Below are 21,138 nucleotides of genomic sequence, written 5' to 3'. Positions count from 1 at the left end.
AAGAGTGCGCTATCGTTCAATTACTTCAATATCCGTGCTATAAACTTTTTTGTTTCCTTTTTTATTATATTTTTTTCATTATCCAGAGATAAGACATGGTAGGAATTTGTTAAGGTGAGAATTCTTTTGTTTTTTGAGGAAATGTGGTCGTAAATATATTCTGAGCTTTTATAATCAATTACATGATCATCCTGAGAATGAAAAAGCAATGTGGGGGCATAAACTTCTGGCAAATCTTTCTTAACATGCGAAAAAAGTCGTTTTAATTCAATTACACCTTTGACTGGTGTTTTATCATATGAGACTGCTTTTGCCCTTGAAATTTCATTTTTAATATCAGGGCCATCTTTTTTATCAAAATATGTTTTGAATGGAGAAATTGCAGGTAAGAATGAAGATCCTTTTTGTTTTAAAAACAGACCCGGGGCAAGCAGTATTACTCCCTCAACCTGATAATGTGAAGCCAGGTGCAAAGCCAAGGTTCCACCCATAGATTGTCCTATTACAAAAATGTGATCACATATTTTTCTCAGTTCAAACAGCGCATTTTTAGCATCTTCAAACCATTGGTACCAATGACAGTTTTTAAGGTCTTCAACGCTTTTACCATGGCCCCTTAGCAATGGAATACTCAAAGAATAATTATCTTGTTCAAACTCTTTAGAAAAATCTAAAAACTCATATGGGGTTGCTGTAAAACCGTGAAGCATCAACAATCCATTTTTAGATTGTTTTTTGAAAATTGGCTCACTTTTATACAATTGATTCATAATTGACTATGCCGAAACATCAAACTTCTCATATAATGTCTGGATGCCTTCAGGATATCCAATAATTGTTAACTGGTCATTCACTTCTAAAACAATTTGTCCTTTTGGAACAATAATTTCTCCCGATCGATGAATCAAAGCGATAAGGCAACCTTCCGGCAGTGATAGTTTACTTATTGGAATCCCAATTAATTTTTCAGCTTTTGTACTTGGCCGCAATAACAACCGGATAAAACGATCATCCCTAAGCATTAGCTCTTTTATATCTTGCTCGTTTTCTGCATCCAACCAACGCTTAATAAAACGCTTGTCATCCACATGGCTGGCGATTTGTGCTAATATTCTTAAATGCTGCCCCGGGTTTTCCTCAGGACTTATTAGAAAAAAGAAAGCATTAATTTTGTCTGCCGGAATGTGTTTACCAGGCAGGTTGTCATCAACATTTACCACAACACCATATTTGGACCGAACCATAATTATTTCCGAGTGTTTTATCTCAGGCAGCCTAAGATGTGGCAATGCTGCGCCATTAGAAACAGGAGTCGCTCCAACAAGTGTTCCATCCAGAAATGTTTTTTTTAGCGTTTCTGCTTTTGTTTTTACAATCTTTTCAAATTTTTCAGAAACTTTCTCAACAATTTTGTCAAACTCAACTTTATATTTTATATCAATAATTGTTGAACTGGCAATTACCGCATCAAATGGATCCTGGTCACGTAATCCTTTTTCTTTTAGAATGCCCCTCAGTTCAGCATCCAGGCCTTCGAACCGCTGTTCACCCAGTCTCGCAAAAATATGATATATTGCGCCATCCCTAATAACTTTTCCGCGAGCGTAATAAAAATACCAGGCTGTTCCCAGCACTAATAATCCAACTGAAAACAAAGAGGGTAACCAGCCCATTTCCACAATAATCCAAAATGGAGTGATTATTCCAATTATTTGCATCCAAGGATACAGTGGTGATTTGAATCCCGGGTCATATGAATCGATCTTGCTTTCTCTCATGACAATTACTGCAAGCGAACTTAATGCAAAGAGGATTAATTGAAAGGCGCCGGCAAGTTTTGCAATTTTTTGAATATCGAAAGCAAGTAAAACAAAAATAATTGCAGCGACAGTAAAAAGGATTGCATTTATTGGAATTTGGTTTTTTGTCAGTTTTCTAAAGAAAGGAGGCATTAGGTGGTCCCGACTCATAGCCAATGGATAGCGGGACGAACTTAAAATCCCAACATTTGCAACAGACAAAAATGCCAGGACAGCGGCAAGAGTCATCAAGATTGCTCCCCACTTTCCAACAAGGAGATTTGCGCTTGTCGCAACGGGAGTTAAATTATTAGCCAATTCGCTACCAGGTATAACGCCGATCATAACAGATGTACCGACAACATATATTAAAACCGCTGTCCCAAGGGCCATAAACATTGCAATCGGGATGTTTTTTTCCGGATTTTTAACTTCTTCTGAAACGCTGGCAATTTTAGATAAACCTACATAGCTAACATAAACGAGCCCTGTAGTACTGATTATTGAACCATAGCTTGTTTCAAAAATATCTACAAAGTGTGTTGTTTTAATTTCAAACAAGCCTGTAACAGAAAACCATATCAATAAGACCAGAATACCAAAAACTAAAAATAGCTGAAAGCCTCCCGTTTTCTTAGCCCCTAGCAGGTTTACTATACCAAAGAAAATAGCAAAGCCAATTGCAAATGGAGTCATCGAAATTTCCGGAAAAAAAACTCCCATGTATGCGCCAATTCCAACCAACGCAAAAGCTGTTTTCAGAATTAATGCAAGCCAGGTTCCAAAGCCACCTATAGTCCCTAATAACGGGCCCATGCTCCTATCCAGAAAAAAATAAACACCGCCTGCACGCGGCATAGCAGTTGATAGTTCTGACATACTAAACAATGCTGGAATAACCGGGATGACAGCAATTAAATAGCTTAAGACCATTGCAGGACCGGCACTTGAGTAAGCCAACCCAGGTAAAAGGAAAAAACCGCTGGCTATCGTAGCACCGGTTGCCATTGCATAAATATGAAGAAGTGATAATTCTTTTTTAAGCTGCTTTTTCTTTTCAAGAATGCTCATAGAGGTTTAAGTTTTTTAAAAACAAAGGCTTAGGGGCTATTTTGAATTAACTTGCCAATCCTTTATTGCTTTTTTTAGAAAACCGTTGTTTTGTGATAAGTATTTTTCTGCATCTTTGGGAGTTACATCAGTTAAAGAAAGAAAAATTGCTGTTTTTACATGACCGTTCGCCATGTCTAAAAACTTAGCGGCCTGATTGTAATCTACATCAGCTGCAAGCATTATTATTTTTTTTGACCGTTCAACAAGTTTTAAATTATTTTGCTGTAAATCAATCATCATGTTTTCATAGACTTTGCCAAGCTTTATCATTGAAGCAGTTGTAATCATATTTAAAACCATTTTTTGTGAAGATCCTGCTTTTAGCCGTGTTGAACCCATTACTACTTCGGGCCCGGGAACCGGACAAATCGCTACATCCACATCGAATTGCAAATGCTCCCTAGGGTTACAGACTACAGCTAATGTTTTTGCTCCTCTTTTCTTGGCCTCCTTAATTGCCCCTAAAACATAAGGAGTTCTCTTACTGGCAGCGATTCCGCACAAAACATCTTTTTCGGTTAAGTTCACAGATGAAACATCTTTAGCTCCATTTTCCTCATAGTCCTCATAACCTTCAACAGCCTGATGCAAAGCTTCATAACCTCCGGCAATTAATCCAATAACCATATCTTTTGGTACACCAAAAGTTGGCGGGCATTCTGAAGCATCTAAAACTCCAAGCCGACCGGATGTTCCAGCACCGGCATAAACCAATCGCCCCCCATTTTTAAAAGCATAAGTAACAATATCAACGGCTTCTGAAATAAATGGTATTTCATTTTTAATCGCTTCCGGGACTTTGTGATCCTCGGAGTTCATTACATTAAGTATTTCCTGTGTATTAAGTTCATCAATATTAGAACTATTGGTGTTTCTACTCTCAGTTACCAGTGCAGACAACTCATTGAATATTTGGTTTTTCATTTTACTCTTATCTTTAAATAGACCTTGTTAGTTAAATAATTCGAATAGTCAGTCCAACTATTTGAAAATTCCGTTGGCATTATTATGTGGTTTTCATTTTTTGTAAACTCATTTAGATAGTCAAACCCTTTAATAGTGTGCAGTTCTCCATTTCCCATTAAAGACAAAGACAAAGCAATCAACTCATCAATCGATGCCAGTGCCCTTGCAGTAATGAACTTAAAAACATCTTTATTTGTTTTACGGAAATCCTCAATTCTAAGGTTTTTTACTTCGCAGCTGAGTTCCAGCTCTTTGCATATTTTTTTTAAAAAGAGTGCCTTTTTCCTGATACTTTCTACAAGCACCACCTTGTTTTCACTAAAAAAAATAGAGAGCGGTACTCCGGGAAACCCTGCCCCACTTCCCAAATCCAAAATAGAATCGTTTATTGAAACCGACCTTTTTATTTGATCAACAAAACAAAAACTGCTTAAAAAATGTTTTTCTACAATTAGATCAATATCATTTCTGGAAACCACACGATGAGAACTCGAAAAAGTTATAAGCCGGTTCAGGTAAATTTTTAATTTTTCCTTCTGCTCTGATGATAAACTGATAAGTCTCTTCTGAAGAAACTCAAAGAATCTTTCCAGGTCATTATGCTGTTTCACGTGAAACATTTTCCAATTTAAACTTTTCAATAAATATCATTAATACAGATAGATCCGCATGACGAACCCCGCTAATACGAGAGGCCTGTCCAAGATTCTTGGGTTTTATTCTATTTAACTTTTCGCGTGCTTCAGCAGACAAAGATTTGATTTCAAGATAGTTCAGTTCTGACGGAATCGTCTTTTTCTCTACTTTGCTAAATTTATCCACAAGCATTTGTTGTCGATCCAAATACCCTTTGTATTTAACCGAGTACTCCACCTCTGAAATAGAATTATCATGAAACTGCCTTTTTGTTTTTAGCAAAGCCATTAAGTCCTGCAGTTTTAGTTCTGGCCTTTTTAAAAGAGTTTCGATGGTTTCCGATCGGCTTATTGAGCTCGTCTTTACTTCTAATCCAGAATTGAAAACTTCCGGGGTTATCTTTTCTGGAAGAATTTTATTTTTGATTTCATCAATTTCCTGCCTTCGGTTCTCAAGATGTTTAGCAGTCAGCGAATCTAACACCCCAAGTTTTTTAGCATAATCCATCAACCTTAAATCTGCATTGTCATGTCTTAACAACAAACGAAACTCTGCCCGTGAGGTAAACATCCTATATGGTTCTTCATGGATCTTATTTATAAGGTCGTCTATCAAGACCCCAATATATGCTTCGGATCTTTTAAGAATAAACGGTGGTTTCTTCTTGAGTGAAAGGCAAGCGTTTATTCCTGCGATTAACCCTTGCGCTGCTGCTTCTTCATAACCAGAGGTTCCATTGATTTGTCCGGCAAAATATAAATTTTTTACGAGTTTTGTTTCCAGAGTGTTTGTTAGTTGATCCGGTGGAAAAAAATCATATTCAACTGCATAACCCAACCGAATAATTTTTGCATTTTCCAAACCTTGAACCGTTTTTAAAGCACGCTCCTGAATCTCGCCTGGTAGACTTGAAGAAAAACCATTAACATATACTTCGTCATTTTCAAAGCCTTCCGGTTCAAGAAAAAGTTGATGCCTTTCTTTATCTGAAAAGCGATCAATTTTGTCTTCAATTGACGGGCAATATCTCGGGCCAACTCCCTGAATCCTTCCGGTAAAAAGTGGGGAGCGGTCAAAACCTTCTTTCAAAATTTCATGGGTTTCAGTATTTGTATATGTAATAAAACAGCTTAATTGGTTACGCTCTATTTTTTCCGTAGAAAATGAAAACGGCTGGGGAACCTCGTCAGGTTTTTGGTTTTCAATTTTAGAGTAATCAATTGTGTCTTTATGAATCCTTGGCGGCGTACCCGTCTTGAGCCTGCCAGATCTAAAACCAATTTTTTGTAATGATTCAGTTATTCCTTTTGCGGGTAAATCTCCTGCCCTACCTGCTTCAAGTTTATGCGTGCCGGTATGTATTAATCCATTTAAAAATGTTCCTGCTGTAATAATAACAACCTTTGCCTGAAGGAGTCTATCATTCAATAGTTTCAATCCGCTTATATGGCCATTTTCTTCTATAATAATTTCTATAGCCATATCTTCAACCACCGTTATCTTTTCAAATGAAGATATATGGTTTTGGGCAACCTGCGCATAATAATCTCTGTCAGCCTGTGCACGCGGTGATTGTACAGCAGGCCCCTTTGATGTATTGAGCATCTTAAAATGAATTCCTGCTTCATCAATAATCTTGCCCATTGCCCCACCAAGAGCATCAATTTCACGAACCAATTGCCCCTTTGCTAAACCTCCAATGGCAGGATTACAAGACATTAATCCGATCTTCTTTTTATCCAGAGATATTAGCGCGGTATCGAACCCCATTTTTGCGCAAATTACTGCAGCTTCAATTCCAGCATGTCCTCCACCAACAATGGCTATATCATAAATCATAAAAAATGTTCCACGTGAAACGTGTTATTTCCCAATACAAAAATTTGAAAAAATGTTGTTTAAAATGTCGTCTGTTGTTATCTCGCCTGTGATTTCAGAAAGAGTGTTTATCGCTGCTCTAATATCCATCGCAATAAATTCATGTCCGGGTTCATTATCAAAAGAATCGATTGTAGTGCTGATTTGATTTTTAACTGTATTCAAAATATTAAAATGTCTTTCATTTGAAATTACAATATGCTCTGGGTCGTGATTGTTTTCTTTCGTTATGTGTGATGCTATTATTTTCCTAAGCTCATCAATATTGTTATCATTTTTTGCGGAAACCGAAACCATTATATCAGAATATTTTTTTAGTGTTTCAACTGTTTCTTCGTTGGTTTTTTTGTCGTTTTTGTTTCCAACAAATATCGCCCTGTCTTTCATTTCTTTAGTGATGTGATTTATAATTTCTTCATCATCATTTTCAATCTCTTTTGAGATATCAAAAATCGCTAAAATGATATCTGCTGTATTTAAAAATCTTTTTGTTTTATTAACACCTTCGGCTTCGATTTGATCTTTCGTAAACCGTATACCTGCCGTATCAATCAAACGAATAAGAGTATCATCAATTATTATATCTTCATGAATATGGTCCCTGGTTGTTCCGGGAATATGAGAAACTATAACTCGGTCTTTCTCAAGTAGCGCATTCATAAGGCTTGATTTTCCGACATTAGGTTTTCCCGCTATAAGTACTTCAATTCCTTTTTGAAATTGTCGCGAGTTTGAAAAAGAATTGAGTAGTATAGTTATTTCAGAAAGTGTTTTAATCAGGGTTGTTTTAAGTTGTTCATTTGAAACGATTTCAATGTCTTCCTCAGAAAAATCTAACCCCAGTTCCAATAGCGATCCTATGTCGATCAGATATTGTTTTAAACTGGACACTTTTTCTGATAATTTTCCTTCAAGTGCTTGTAAAGAATTTTTAACCGCGCTCTTTGATTTTGAAGCAATAATATCCGCAACTGCTTCTGCTTGAGTAAGATCCATCTTTCCGTTTAAAAAAGCACGCTGAGAAAACTCTCCTGGCTTTGCTATTCTGCATCCAGCACTCAAATAGTTTTGTAGTATTTCTTCAACAATGAAAACATTTCCATGACAACTTATTTCTATAACATCTTCACCTGTATAAGATTTAGGACCTTTAAAAACATAAACCATCACTTCATCAACAATATCACTTCTGTTAGAAATGAATTTTGTAAAATAAAAGGTTCCTCCCTTTTTTTCTGTTATGTCCAATGTTGGAAAAAAAACATCAGATATATTTATTGCATCTATTCCTGATATTCGTATTAAACTTACGCTCCCACCAGAAACAGAACTTATAGGAGCAATGATTGTGTCTTTTTCGTACATAATAAAAAGCCCCAATTTCTTGAGGCCTAATTTTTATTTTCTTTTATTTAATTTCTTTTTTTCAACCTTTTTCTTACCCCCGCTATCATCAGCATGAACAAATTTCTGCTGAATTATAGTAAACAAATTAAACAGCGTATAATACAAATTTAATCCGGACGGAAAGCGGTTGAAAATTGCAAGCATAAAAATGGGCATTACATAAACCATTGCTTTTTGCTTTGGATCTTGCATGGTCATTTTTGATTGAAAGAACATTGTTACAGCCATTAATAGCGGCAACAAATTAAATTGATCTCCATACATGGGTAAAGAGAACGGTAATGAAAACAAAGTGTCTGCCCGAGATAAATCTTCAATCCAACCAGGAATAAAAACAGCTCCTCTTAATTGAATTGTTGATCTAAAAACAATATACAGAGCTAATAATAATGGCATTTGTAAAAGCATTGGCAAACATCCGCTTAAAGGATAGCCATGTACTTTATAGAGCTCCATCATTTCTTTATTCATTCTTTGCTGATCGTTTTTATATTTCTCCTTTATAGCATTCATCTTTGGTTGTAACACTTGCATTTTTTTTGTGGACTGATAACTCTTTTTAGTTAGAGGCCACAAAAGAATTTTTATTAAGATCGAAAATACAATTATTACAATGCCCCAGTTTGGAATAAATGAATGTAAAAACTCAAGGGCAACCAAAACTATTCTGCTAACAGGACGAAAGAATTGTTCGTACGCCCCATTATTCATAATTAGCTCATCTAAATTATTATCATATTTTCCGAGTTCATTATGATCCAACGGCCCTATATACAAACGGTAAATATCACTGCCTTTATTTGGATTGTATTGAGCAAAGAAACCTGTATTAAACAATTTTTGTAAGTATTCTTCTTGTTCAATTCCAACGCCATTAAAGTAAACTCCGTTTGAAACATTTGCGTCTAAAACTGAAATACTCGTTATAAAATATTTTGTTCTTACTGCAATCCAATCAGCTTTTCCAGAAAAAGTAGCTTTTGTATTTCCTGGTTCATCAACTTCAAAACTCTCCAGGTCATCTGCCATAAATACAAATGCTGTGCTATACTCACTATCATCTGCTACATAAGACTCCGTTGATGGAAGCCCATTTATCCAATTAATCTGATATTGATTATTTAATAATATTGCCATATCTGAGATAGAAACTTTTAGATCAATATGGTAAGCATCATTATAAAAAATAAACTCTTTTCTAATTTCTGTGCCATTATACTGCATGGTATAGACAAGGCTAAACTCTTCATTATCAGACAAATTTTTATTGCTTAGGGTTGAGGATACATTATAAACAAAATCTTTTGTTTCAATATAACTTCCGCCAGACTCTTGAAATGATAGTGTTAAATTGTTTTCCAACTCCCTGGAAACCATGTTGACCAAACTTGAATCATATTTAGAGTACTTCTTTAATACATACGAAATTATACTTCCGCCGCCTTTATTAGATAACTCTACAATATAGTTTTCCGATTCAATTACAATATTTTTTTCAAGACTGTCGCCCTCAACATTTTCATTTGGAATAATCAATTCATCAGTGGATTCAGTCTTTTCTTGAACAACAGTTTTAGATTGCGGAGCGGGTTCAATTTTTCTTTCTGTAACAACTGAGTCAGCAGCACCATTCTCCTGAGGTTTTACTCCTAATACATATTCCTGGTAAGTAGGCAACAAAATTAAAATTATCGCAATTAAAAACATTGCGATAAGAGATTTCTTATCCATTTTTATACCTTTAAAAATTCGGATTAATTTAGTATGAGATTTTCTTTAATTTTAAAATTATATTCATTTTTTAATTGATAATATTTTACCGGTCCCATGTATCTATATAAAAAAATCACTCTGTTATATTTACCCAACAGAGTGATTTCAGAACGAATATAAAAACGGATTGTTCTTTTTATATAGTTTCTATAATATGCTTTGCCTATCTTTTTTTTTAGAAGAATGGCAATTCTATTACGAGTATCTTCCTGGACACTGTAAAAATAAACGGGTCCAAACTTAGTGTTTACTTTTTTCCCGTTTGACAAGATAACAGAAATTTCTTCTTTATTAGAAAGAGAACAAATATTAGGCTGTTTTGATAAATTCATCGCTAACAGATAATTTCTTTCTGCCTTTGCCTCTTCTTCTGGCAAGAACTGCACGACCGTTTTTAGAACTCATTCTTTCTCTAAAGCCGTGTTTGTTCTTCCGTTTTCTGTTACTTGGTTGATACGTTCTTTTCATTTTTCCTCCACAATTAAAAACAGAAAGGGAATCTAATATATAAATGCCCAATTTTCCAAAATACTTATATAAATGTTTTCCACATATTTATTTATTAAAAATAATTATCTTTTTTTTAAGATAAAAAAAAACAACAGTTTATAAAGCTTTTCTAAAAATGTGAACAAAGTGTTAATAAATAATATTTTTTTTAATTCATCTAAAAAAAAATCTCTTTACTAAATTTATCATCATTCTTTTAATAATTAATCAACAGTTTTTTTATTAAACAATACCATGATCAATAAGGATTGCTACGGTTTTCCACAAATCCACACCTCTAACAATAATAATTATTAAATTAAAAATATATAATACTAATAATTAATAGCTCAAAAATATATAAAAATACAACACTTTCATTGCTTGATATTAATATTCTATTTGGTTAATTTTGCGACTTATTTGATACTATTGGAGGAACGATGAAATTTTCCATTTCACGGGACAATTTTTTTAAAGCACTACAAAAAGTAATAAATGTTATTCCATCAAAATCTACAGTTGAAATTCTTTATAATGTTTTAATTTCTACAAAAGATAATACTCTTTCGATAACTGCTACAGATTTGGAAATTACTCAAATTGCGTGGACAGATTGTGATACTATTGAAGAGGGAGATATTACTGTACCAGGCAAATTGCTTCTGGATATAATACGAGAATTACCAAATGTAAATATTGATTTTACTGCTGATGAAAATCATAAAATATTAATAAAGTCAGAACTTGGTGAGTATAAATTATCTGGCGAAAATAAAACAGAATTTCCATCAGTTCCCATGGTAGATTCAAATCTACAAGTGGAAATTGAAAATACCTCATTAAAGCTGATGATAGAAAAAACAATCTTTGCCTGTTCTACTGATCATTTTAGACCAGCCCTTACCGGTGTTTTGTGCCAAATAATGGAAAATGAATACAGGATGGTTGCAACAGATGGACACAGATTGGTTAAGATAATTAATAACCAGTTTAGCGGTGGCGGAATATCAAGAGATTTGATTATTCCTACAAAAGCATTGAATTTTGTTGCTCGAAATCTTCCGGATTCTGGAAATCAAAAAATTACACTTAGTGATAATCATGTTTTATTTGAACTACCAGATACAAAAATATTTTCACGGATAATTAACGAGCCTTATCCGGATTATGATCGTGTAATTCCGGCAGAGTTTTCAAAAGATCTTGTTGTTGATAGAAACCAATTTATTTCTTCAGTAAAAAGGGTTTCGCTTTTCTCAAATCCGATAACATCACAGGTAAAAATTGCTTTAAATCAAAATGCCATGAACATATCTGCGCAAGATATTGATTTTGGCGGTGAAGCAAATGAAAATGTTCCATGCAAATATGAATTTGAAAATATTGAAATTGCTTATAATGCAAACTACCTGATTGATATTTTACGGCACATTGATGATGATAAAATAAAATTCACTGTCAATGATGCGGATGGTCCTGCTTTAATATTTCCTGAAAATAATGATCAGGGAGATATAAATATGGTTATGTTGATAATGCCTGTTAGAATTAACTAAATGTTTTTAGAAAAAATTAGGATTGAAAATTTTAGGATTTTTTCAGAACTAAATATCAACTTTCATCCAAAAATAAATATCATTTTTGGAAGAAATGGCCAGGGTAAAACATCAATTTTAGAAGCAATATATTTTTTATCGATAACCAAGAGTTTTAAAGCAAAAACAGATACATACGTATTAAAACATGAACGGGAGTTTTTTGATATAAAAGGGAGCTGCAATAATAACACAACAGTAAATGAGCTTAGAATATATTTTTCAAGAAGCGATGGGAAACATGTTTTTTTAGACAAGCAAAAGGTAAAAACATTTTCTGAAATTGTTGGCCAGTTCCCAGCGATTCTACTTTCTTTGGAAGATATTGAATTAACTTTTGGAATGCCTGCATCGCGAAGAAAATTTTTGGATGTTCTACTTTCCCAACTTTATCCCGGTTACTTATTTGCACTTCAAAAATATAAAAAAAGTGTGCTTCAAAAGAATAAACTGCTTTCACTTGAAGATTATCCAAATAAACTGAATGAATTAGATATTTGGAATAAACAGTTAATTGAATTTGCTGTAGAAATTCTTATGCGCAGAATGGAGTTTGTTGATTATTTAAACCGAAATATTAATAGCTCTTATACTACAATTTCTGCAAAAGAAGAAAAAATTGAAGTTCTTTATAAAACAAATAGCGGTATTTTAAAAAATGATTATAATTCAGATCAGATAAAAAAAATCTTTTCTGAGACACTTGAAAAATCAAAACCCAGTGAGTTGAAAAGACAATCATGTCTTTTTGGCCCCCATCGAGATGATTTAGAATTCCTGAAAGACGGTTATTCATTTAAATCACATGGATCTCAAGGAGAAAACAAATCTTTTTTAATTGCATTAAAATTAATAGAAAGTCAGTATATTTTTGATGTATCAAAAAAGAGACCACTAATGCTTTTGGATGATATTTTTGGGGAATTAGATAGTTATAGAATAGAAAATTTATTAGAAATAATTACAGACCACGGTCAAACTTTTATCACAACTACAGATGATCAAAAAGGAAAAAATATTATAGCTGATACAGCTAGTTTATTTCACCTTGAGAATAGTTTAATAAAACAGTGAAAAAGAATTTTAAAAACATTAATACTACTCTTGGTAAACTGTTAGAGCAATATAACCTGTCTCATGTTTACTCGCTTGAAACAATAAAAAAAGACTGGTCAAATATGGATAAAACAATCGCCGCACATTCTGCGCCGGTTGAATATGATCCAAAAACGAAAATATTGAAATTAAAAATTGAGAACATATCCTGGAAAAAAGAATTTATTGAAAACAGAGAAATGTTTCTTGCAAAAACAAAAGCTTATTTTAAGACAATCGAGATACATAATATAGAATTTATCTAAGGAAATATATGTCCCAAAAAGATTACACAGCCCAAAATATTCAGGTATTAAAAGGGCTGGAAGCTGTTCGAAAAAGACCAGCGATGTATATTGGCGATGTCACTAACAAAGGTTTACATCACCTGGTTTATGAAATTGTTGATAATAGTATTGATGAAGCCCTAGCCGGACACGCTACAAAAATTTCTGTAAATATTGGTGAGAATAATAGTATCACTGTTGAAGATGATGGACGCGGAATTCCAACCGATATACATCCTGTTGAAAAAAAGCCGGCTGTTGAAGTAATTATGACAGTTTTGCATGCTGGTGGAAAGTTTGATAAATCATCCTATAAAGTTTCCGGTGGTTTACATGGTGTTGGTGCCTCTGTAGTGAATGCATTATCGGAGTGGTGTGAAGTAAATATATTTCGCAACGGGAAAACCTATACCCAAACTTATTCAAAAGGGATAACACAATCTGAAGTAAAAGAAGGTGAAGCGACTGATAAACGAGGCACTCAAGTTAGTTTTTTGCCGGATAAATCAATTTTCAAAGACACAATTTACCAGTTTGATATTTTATCAAAAAGACTTCGCGAATTAGCTTTTTTAAATAAAAACCTGGAAATAATATTACATGATGATCGTGACGGTCGTGAAGAAAAATACCAGTATGAAGGCGGTATTTTAGAGTTTGTGGAATACCTGGATGAAGGCCGATCCCCAATCCATAAACCACCTATTTACATAGAAGGTACCCGTGAAGAAACACCGGTAGAAATATCTCTCCAATATAACTCTTCCTATACCGAAAATATTTTAACTTACTGTAACAACGTTAACACAATTGAAGGCGGCGCCCACTTATCGGGTTTTAAATCTGCATTAACAAGATCATTAAATTCTTATGCACAAAAAAACAATTTAATGAAATCGGATAAAAGCACACTCTCCGGTGAAGATGTTCGCGAAGGTTTAACGGCAATTATTTCTGTGAAGGTAGCTGAGCCACAATTTGAGGGCCAGACAAAAACAAAGTTAGGAAATTCCGAGGTTAGAGGCGCTGTAGAGTCTTTACTAAATGAAAAATTAACCGACTTTTTAGAAGAAAATCCATCTTATGCAAAACGTATTATTGAAAAATGTATTCAAGCATCGCGGGCCAGGGAGGCAGCAAGAAACGCCAGGGAGTTAACCCGTCGGAAAAGCGCTTTGGAAAGCAATTCTCTTCCAGGAAAATTGGCAGATTGTTCCAGTAATGATCCCGCAGAATGTGAAATATACTTGGTGGAAGGCGACTCTGCTGGCGGCTCAGCTAAGCAGGGGCGAAACAGAAGATTTCAGGCGATTCTCCCGCTTAAAGGAAAGATTCTCAACGTCGAAAAAGCGCGTTTTGACAAACTTTTGGCAAACGATGAGATAAAAACCATCATTACTGCCCTTGGAACGGGTATTGGATCGGAAGATTTTGAACTCACAAAACTTCGTTATGATAAAATTATCATTATGACGGATGCGGATGTTGATGGTTCACATATCCGGACATTGCTTTTAACTTTTTTCTTTAGATATATGAATGATCTAGTTACTCAAGGCAAGATTTATATTGCACAGCCCCCGCTTTATAAAGTTAAAAATGGCAAAAAAGAAGAATACGTTTATACAGAATTTGAGAAAGACAGATTACTGGAACCATTTGATGAAGAAGAGAGGAAAAAGATATCTTTACAAAGATATAAAGGCCTCGGTGAAATGAACCCGGATCAGTTGTGGAATACAACAATGGACCCGGAAACACGAACCATGATGCAAGTAAGTGTTGAAAGTATTTTTGATGCGGATCATTTGTTTACAACTTTGATGGGCGACGAAGTTGAACCACGCAGAAAATTTATTGAAGATAATGCCCAATATGTAAAAAATCTTGATATATAAAGGTGAAAATTTAGAATGGCTGAAAACGAAAATATACTCCCGCGGTTAATTGAAGAGGAAATGAAGGAATCCTATCTAGACTATTCTATGTCGGTGATAGTTTCCAGGGCGCTTCCCGATGTTCGGGATGGTTTAAAACCTGTACACCGCCGTGTACTTTTTGGTATGCGTGAGCTTTCAATGTCGCACAACCGTCCTTATAAAAAAAGTGCACGTATTGTTGGTGAGGTTTTAGGAAAGTACCATCCGCATGGCGATACTGCAGTTTATGATACAATAGTTAGAATGGTTCAGGATTTTTCATTACGTTATCCTTTGGTAGATGGTCAAGGTAACTTCGGCTCTGTTGATGGTGACTCCCCAGCTGCGATGCGTTATACTGAAGTGCGAATGGACCAGATATCTGACGAACTACTCACAGATATAGATAAAGACACTGTAAATTTTTCCAGAAACTTTGATGATACCCTTGATGAGCCAACTGTTCTGCCGGCAAAAATCCCCAACCTCTTAATAAACGGATCAACAGGAATCGCTGTTGGGATGGCTACAAATATTCCGCCGCACAATTTGCAGGAAGTAATCGAAGCAGTAAAAGCCACAATTGATAATCCGGAAATTGAAATTCTCGATTTAATGGAATTTGTAAAAGGCCCCGATTTCCCAACGGCAGGAATTTTGTATGGCACGGAAGAAATAAAACGGGCATATACAACAGGACGAGGAAAAGCCAGAGTAAGGGCACGAACGTCTACTGAAGAAATGAAAAATGGCCGGCAGCGCATTATCGTTTCCGAAATTCCTTACCAGGTAAATAAGCTTAATCTACTAAACAAGATTGTAGAATTAATAAAAGAAAAGAAAATTGAAGGTATTTCTGATTTAAGAGATGAATCGGATCGCGATGGAATGCGAATAGTTTTAGAGTTAAAAAAAGATATTGATCCGGAAGCCATTCTAAATCTGCTTTATAAACATACCCAAATGCAAACAACGTTTGGAATCATTCTTCTGGCTTTGGTTGATGGCCAGCCCAAAGTTTTAAATTTAAAAGAAATTATTGATCACTTTATCAAGCACAGGTTGGATGTAATTGTCCGCCGCACGCAATTTGAACTGGACCAGGCAGAAAGACGAGCACATATTTTAGAGGGATTGCGTATTGCTATCGATAATATTGATGAAATAATAGAGCTGATAAAAAAATCAAAAGACCCTATTGAAGCCCGTGAGCAATTGATGAAGCGTTTTGGTCTATCCGAAATTCAGGCAAAAGCTATTCTTGATATGCGTTTGCAAAGATTGACTGGACTGGAGCGTGACAAAATTGAAGCTGAATATCAGGAGTTACTCGTTCTTATCGATAGCCTCAAAGAAATTCTTGGTAGCCAGGAAAAACAATTTGTAATTATTAAAGATGAGCTGGATGAGATTCTAAGCAAATATGCTGATGAGCGCCGTACCGAAATCATTGAAAATTATGAAGAAATTGCTTATGAAGATTTGATCACTGAAGAAGAAATGGTTGTTACAATTTCTCATGGTGGATTTATTAAACGATTTGCAACTCAGGAATATAAAACGCAACATCGCGGAGGAAGAGGCGTTTCAGGCGCCACGGTTAAAGATGAAGATTTTGTTGAACATCTTTTTGTGGCCAGTACACACGATTATATTTTATTTTTTACAGATCGTGGCAGATGCCATTGGTTAAAAGTTTACATGATTCCGCAAACGAGTAAGACAGCTCGTGGACGTTCAATAATCAACTTGATTAATATTGAACAGGGTGAAAAAATACAGGCTTTTGTTTCGGTTCGTGATTTTGAACAGGATGGCCATATTACGATGGCTACCCAAAATGGAACCATAAAAAAGACAGACCTGGAAAAATTCAGCCGTCCTAGAAAAGGCGGTATAATAGCTATAAATATCCGCGAAGATGATAAACTTATCAATGCGCAAGTTACTTCTGGAAATGATGGAATTTTAATTGTAACAAGAAATGGTCGCTCAATTCATTTCAAAGAAAGTGATGTTCGCTCAATGGGTAGAAATTCTACCGGTGTTAAGGCGATTAAACTAAAAGGGGATGATGAAGTAATTGCAATGGCCGTTGCCGATCCTGAAAGAATGCTGCTTACAATTTCAGATCATGGATATGGAAAACGAACACAGGTTACAGATTTTCGGGTTCAAAATCGTGGTGGAAGCGGAATTATTGCAATGAAGGTTACTGAAAAAACAGGTAAACTTGCTGCTGCAGTAGAGGTCTCTGGAAATGAAGATATTATGATCATAACTGAAAAAGGTATTGTAATAAGACAGAAAATTGAACAAGTTAGTATTATAAGCAGAAATACTCAGGGCGTAAGAATGATCAGACTTGACGAAAATGATTCGGTAAGTGATATAGCCTTGGTTGTCAATGGTGAAAACGAATCAGAAGAAGTTGAACCGACCGAAGAGTAGACATGAAAAAAATATCAGATTCAACAATTCGCAGATTATCAAAATATTACAGAACTCTAGCGCTCCAGATTGATAATGGTGTGGAAACAATTTCATCAAATGAAATTGCAAATATTAATAGTATTACTTCTGCTCAGGTAAGAAAGGACTTATCTTTTTTTGGTACTTTTGGAAAAAGGGGTTTGGGCTATAATACGGAACAATTAAAAGATCAAATTGCCAATATATTGGGCCTAAAAAAACAATGGAGTGTTGGACTGGTCGGTTTTGGAAATATTGGCCGTGCATTACTGCGCTATGCAGAGTTCAAGAAACAAGGCTTTTATATAAAATCAATATTTGAAAGTGATTCCCAAAAATATGGACAGGTAATTGATGGAATTGAAATCAATAACATTGATGATGCCTGCCAGGTTGTAAAAGACCAAAACTTGGAAATTATAATAGTTGCTGCCCCAGGAAAATATGCTCAGGCAATTGTTGATAGATTTATAGACTGCGGTATAAAGGCATTTTTAAATTTTGCCCCAATTAGCTTAAAAGCTCCGGAAGATGTTCTCGTAAAAAATGAAAATATGTCTATAGAACTGGAAGCGCTCTCATTCTTTTTGTACAACAAATAAAAAAAGCTGCCCCTTAATTAAAGGACAGCTTTGAAAAATACTACAGAAGAATCCATATTTCATTTATTTAATTCATCCGCTCTTTTATAAGCTTCATTTGCTTTCTCTTTTTCACCTAATAGCGCATAACTTTTTGCTAAATCTTCCCACATTTGCCCATCTTCAGGGAACATATTAACACCTTCTTCAAGAGTCATTCTGGCATCAGCATATTTTTCTATTAACAATTCTGAGTTACCTTTTAATTGATACGAGCTTATAAAGTCTGGGTTAAGCTCAATTGATTTTGTAAAAAACTCTATTGCCATATTTAGTTTTTCTTTTTTTGTAACCAAGGGAACCCCTTTTTCAACGGCAGCTTTATACAATAATAAACCTAAATTGAATGGAATTGCAGCGTCATCATCATTTGCTTCGATTGCTTTTTTATATGCTGGAATTGCTTTATCCGGCATTTCTAAAAAGTCATAACTTTGAGCCAGATAAGTTAAACTTTCGCTATTTTTGTCATCAAGTTCCGTTGACTTTTCAAAACTTTTAACAGCTGTTGTATAATCTTTTTCATCATAGTGATATTTGCCTAAAGCTAACCAAGCCTTTGAAGAATCGGGAAATGTTTCTGTAAGCATTGAATAGCTTTTCAAAGCATCATCATTTCTGCCAAGGAGTTTATACCCGGTAGCGCTTAAATCAATTGCTTTGTAATCAACTTTAATTGTGTTTGCATCCGAAAAACTTTTTATGGAGTTCTCCATTTTTGCGATTGCCTCTTCGCTTGTTCGGTCTTCGAACCCTAAATATTTATTATATAGATTAGCACCACTATTAAACTTCTTGGCAAAGTAGCTTTGTTTTTCTATCTCAATATCTGCTTTATGAGTTGGTGCAATTTCCAATGATTTATCAAAGGCCATCACCATATCCGCAATTCTATCTTTTTGACCATAAAGCTTTCCAAGCAAAAACCAGCCTTCTGGATTAGTAGGAATTTCTTTTGTTACTTTTTCTGCAAGAACCAAAGCTTCATCGTAGCGATTTGCTCCATAATGAACAAATGCTCCTTCTAAATCTTTGGGACGGCATCCACCAGGTCCCATTATAAACATCATTGTAAAAATGACAACGACCATTTTTAATATATTCTTCATTCTTAAATCTCCTTAAAGTTGTAGTGATTTTTTTATATTTGTTGTAAAAGGTTTTTTTATAATTCCAATATCAGTTATAAATGCGCTGACATAAGAGCTTTCCGTGATATCAAACGCAGGGTTATAAACATTGTAATTTAACTCATCATCAATATTCCAGAATGAAAGAATTTCTTTTTTTGATCGCATTTCAATCGGAATATCTTCTTTACTTTTGGCATTTTGATCGAAAGTAGTAATTGGCGCTGCGACATAAAAAGGGATGTTAAAGGTTTTTGCTAAAACCGCTAAAGGAAAAGTACCAATCTTATTGGCAAAATCCCCGTTCATTGCAATTCTATCCGCCCCAACAATAACAGCTTCGATTTCCTTTTGTGCAAAAAGGCTTCCCGCAGCATTATCTGATAATAATGTGCATTCAACATTATTATGTTTTAACTCAAAATAAGTTAAGCGCGCTCCTTGGCCAAGAGGCCGTGTTTCATCAACATAAACATGTAAGTTTTTATTACTATTATGTGCCTCGTAAATTACAGATAAAGCTGTTCCTGATCCACCGGTTGCTAGCATTCCTGCATTGCAGTGAGTTAATACATTGTTCACATTTTTAATTAAAGGAGAACCATTTTCCCCAATTTTTGAGCATTTGATTTTGTCTTTTTTATGTATGGAAATTGCACGCTTTTTGAGCTCTGATATTAATATCGAATTTCCATTGGGACTGAATTTTCTAAATGTTATTTCCATCTGGCGTACAGCCCAAAATAAATTAACGGCTGTAGGCCTTGAAGACGCAACACTTTTGCATACATCATTGAAAGAACGTTTAGTAAGAGAGTTCTTTTGGCTTAATTTCTTGGCTTCGATATAAATTGTGTATGCAGCAATGATGCCAATTGCCGGCGCCCCACGAACTTTTAATTTTTTTATTGCTTCTATGGATTTGTTTAAACTATCCAGAGTTATTATTTTAAAGTGCTGTGGTAAAAGAGTCTGGTCAATTATTGACAAAGTATTATTTTTAAACGAAATAGCTTCCAGTTTCATTCTCTTTTACTATAATTGCAAATCTTGAAGCTATTAAAATGACAAATCTATATCAAGAAAATTTAATCTCATAAAAGGAAAAAAATGAAATTCTACAATATTCAAAAATGCATATTTATTTCCATAATAATTGTCTTAACGCAAAATGTTTATTCTCAGGATACTGCATTTGAAGAACAAGCGTTTTTTAAAAAACTTGAGCATTCGTATTATGACCTTGGATCGACCGGAGTAAAAAACTTTACTGTATTATTAACCAATTTAAGAACGGAAGTATTTGCAAAAAATAATTGGAATAATAAAGAAATTTTTCCATTGCAACTAATCTGGCATTCATCGGACAGGGTGTTTCTTGCTGAACAAGGTGTTCCGGCTTTAAGTGATTCATCAAAAAAAACATATACACCAATGGTTTCTGATCTAAAAAAACAGATTACGGGCGTCTTGTATGATCTTAAAAGATTTTACTTTAGCGGAATTGATAAAAGTATTTCACAAGACTACACATTAAAAAAAGCGGGGAATTTTATTGAGGTGAAATTTAATTCTGTGTTTGAAGGAGACTCAACCTATTTCACTTATTATTTTGGAGAAAATGGTCTTTGCCTAAAAATTGTTGCGGAAACACCCACAAAAAATACAAAAGTTGAAACATATCCGCATTTTAAAATTGTAAAAACCAAATGGCTTGTTACGGGTTGGGAAGTCCAAATGAGTGAAAATAATAAAATTCAAACAGGGTTTGTAATAAACTTAAAAAGTAAAATGTATAATGATGTCTGGGTACCATCAGACATGATGATTGCGGTTCAGCAAACAAAAACGCCAGGCACTACTTTTAATGATTCAATAAAATTCAGGAATTTTTTGTTTAACCAACCATTACAGTTTATACAACCAACTAAATAA

The 21,138-nt window shown here is 34.5% G+C and carries 18 protein-coding genes; 7 read left to right on the top strand and 11 right to left on the bottom strand.

Features of this window, described 5'->3' with window-relative positions:
* Positions 1 to 20 precede the first annotated feature (20 nt).
* The 9 genes from HND50_08685 to rpmH are packed head-to-tail and all read right to left on the bottom strand — an operon-like array spanning position 21 to position 10,040.
* Positions 21 to 770 (bottom strand): alpha/beta fold hydrolase, encoded by a 750-nt coding sequence (locus HND50_08685; GenBank protein ID NOG45293.1) that lies wholly within the window; start codon positions 768 to 770, stop codon positions 21 to 23.
* 6 nt (positions 771 to 776) lie between these two features.
* Entirely contained in the window at positions 777 to 2,870 is a 2,094-nt protein-coding gene (locus HND50_08680; GenBank protein NOG45292.1) for an amino acid permease, read from the bottom strand.
* Between the two features lie 36 nt (positions 2,871 to 2,906).
* Positions 2,907 to 3,824, bottom strand: coding sequence for an N-acetylmuramic acid 6-phosphate etherase (gene murQ / locus HND50_08675; GenBank protein ID NOG45291.1), 918 nt, complete (start codon positions 3,822 to 3,824; stop codon positions 2,907 to 2,909).
* Positions 3,825 to 3,832: 8 nt separating this feature from the next.
* Complete coding sequence (gene rsmG / locus HND50_08670; protein ID NOG45290.1) at positions 3,833 to 4,498, bottom strand: 16S rRNA (guanine(527)-N(7))-methyltransferase RsmG; 666 nt, start codon at positions 4,496 to 4,498, stop codon at positions 3,833 to 3,835.
* The gene (gene mnmG / locus HND50_08665) at positions 4,476 to 6,353 is read right to left on the bottom strand and encodes a tRNA uridine-5-carboxymethylaminomethyl(34) synthesis enzyme MnmG (GenBank protein ID NOG45289.1); all 1,878 of its coding nucleotides are present in this window, start codon (positions 6,351 to 6,353) and stop codon (positions 4,476 to 4,478) included. The genes rsmG and mnmG overlap by 23 nt, the downstream gene beginning before the upstream one ends.
* Positions 6,354 to 6,377: 24 nt before the next feature.
* The gene (mnmE, locus tag HND50_08660; GenBank protein ID NOG45288.1) at positions 6,378 to 7,757 is read right to left on the bottom strand and encodes a tRNA uridine-5-carboxymethylaminomethyl(34) synthesis GTPase MnmE; all 1,380 of its coding nucleotides are present in this window, start codon (positions 7,755 to 7,757) and stop codon (positions 6,378 to 6,380) included.
* Positions 7,758 to 7,790: 33 nt separating this feature from the next.
* Entirely contained in the window at positions 7,791 to 9,530 is a 1,740-nt protein-coding gene (gene yidC / locus HND50_08655) for a membrane protein insertase YidC (GenBank protein NOG45287.1), read from the bottom strand.
* A 23-nt stretch (positions 9,531 to 9,553) separates the two neighbouring features.
* On the bottom strand, positions 9,554 to 9,949 hold the full coding sequence (gene rnpA / locus HND50_08650) for a ribonuclease P protein component (protein ID NOG45286.1): 396 nt from the start codon (positions 9,947 to 9,949) through the stop codon (positions 9,554 to 9,556).
* A complete protein-coding gene (rpmH, locus tag HND50_08645; protein ID NOG45285.1) occupies positions 9,882 to 10,040 on the bottom strand; it encodes a 50S ribosomal protein L34 in 159 nt (52 codons plus the stop codon). The genes rnpA and rpmH overlap by 68 nt, the downstream gene beginning before the upstream one ends.
* Positions 10,041 to 10,504: 464 nt before the next feature.
* Here rpmH and dnaN point away from each other — a divergent pair, with 464 nt between their 5' ends.
* The 6 genes from dnaN to HND50_08615 are packed head-to-tail and all read left to right on the top strand — an operon-like array spanning position 10,505 to position 18,034.
* Positions 10,505 to 11,620, top strand: coding sequence for a DNA polymerase III subunit beta (dnaN, locus tag HND50_08640; protein ID NOG45284.1), 1,116 nt, complete (start codon positions 10,505 to 10,507; stop codon positions 11,618 to 11,620).
* On the top strand, positions 11,621 to 12,733 hold the full coding sequence (gene recF / locus HND50_08635; protein NOG45283.1) for a DNA replication/repair protein RecF: 1,113 nt from the start codon (positions 11,621 to 11,623) through the stop codon (positions 12,731 to 12,733).
* On the top strand, positions 12,730 to 13,020 hold the full coding sequence (locus tag HND50_08630) for a hypothetical protein (protein ID NOG45282.1): 291 nt from the start codon (positions 12,730 to 12,732) through the stop codon (positions 13,018 to 13,020). Before recF ends, HND50_08630 begins: the two co-directional genes overlap by 4 nt.
* 8 nt (positions 13,021 to 13,028) lie before the next feature.
* A complete protein-coding gene (gyrB, locus tag HND50_08625; protein NOG45281.1) occupies positions 13,029 to 14,939 on the top strand; it encodes a DNA topoisomerase (ATP-hydrolyzing) subunit B in 1,911 nt (636 codons plus the stop codon).
* A 15-nt stretch (positions 14,940 to 14,954) separates the two neighbouring features.
* On the top strand, positions 14,955 to 17,411 hold the full coding sequence (gene gyrA / locus HND50_08620; GenBank protein NOG45280.1) for a DNA gyrase subunit A: 2,457 nt from the start codon (positions 14,955 to 14,957) through the stop codon (positions 17,409 to 17,411).
* 2 nt (positions 17,412 to 17,413) lie between these two features.
* On the top strand, positions 17,414 to 18,034 hold the full coding sequence (locus HND50_08615) for a redox-sensing transcriptional repressor Rex (GenBank protein NOG45279.1): 621 nt from the start codon (positions 17,414 to 17,416) through the stop codon (positions 18,032 to 18,034).
* Between the two features lie 59 nt (positions 18,035 to 18,093).
* Here the strand turns inward: HND50_08615 and HND50_08610 are convergent, their stop codons facing one another.
* Positions 18,094 to 19,182, bottom strand: a complete 1,089-nt coding sequence (locus tag HND50_08610; GenBank protein NOG45278.1) for a tetratricopeptide repeat protein — start codon at positions 19,180 to 19,182, stop codon at positions 18,094 to 18,096.
* Positions 19,183 to 19,194: 12 nt separating this feature from the next.
* Entirely contained in the window at positions 19,195 to 20,229 is a 1,035-nt protein-coding gene (mtnA, locus tag HND50_08605; protein ID NOG45277.1) for an S-methyl-5-thioribose-1-phosphate isomerase, read from the bottom strand.
* Positions 20,230 to 20,313: 84 nt separating this feature from the next.
* Here mtnA and HND50_08600 point away from each other — a divergent pair, with 84 nt between their 5' ends.
* Entirely contained in the window at positions 20,314 to 21,138 is an 825-nt protein-coding gene (locus HND50_08600; protein ID NOG45276.1) for a hypothetical protein, read from the top strand.

The sequence above is a fragment of the Calditrichota bacterium genome, assembly GCA_013112635.1.
GTDB lineage: Bacteria > Calditrichota > Calditrichia > Calditrichales > J004 > JABFGF01.
This window is presented reverse-complemented; position numbering and strand designations above follow the sequence as displayed.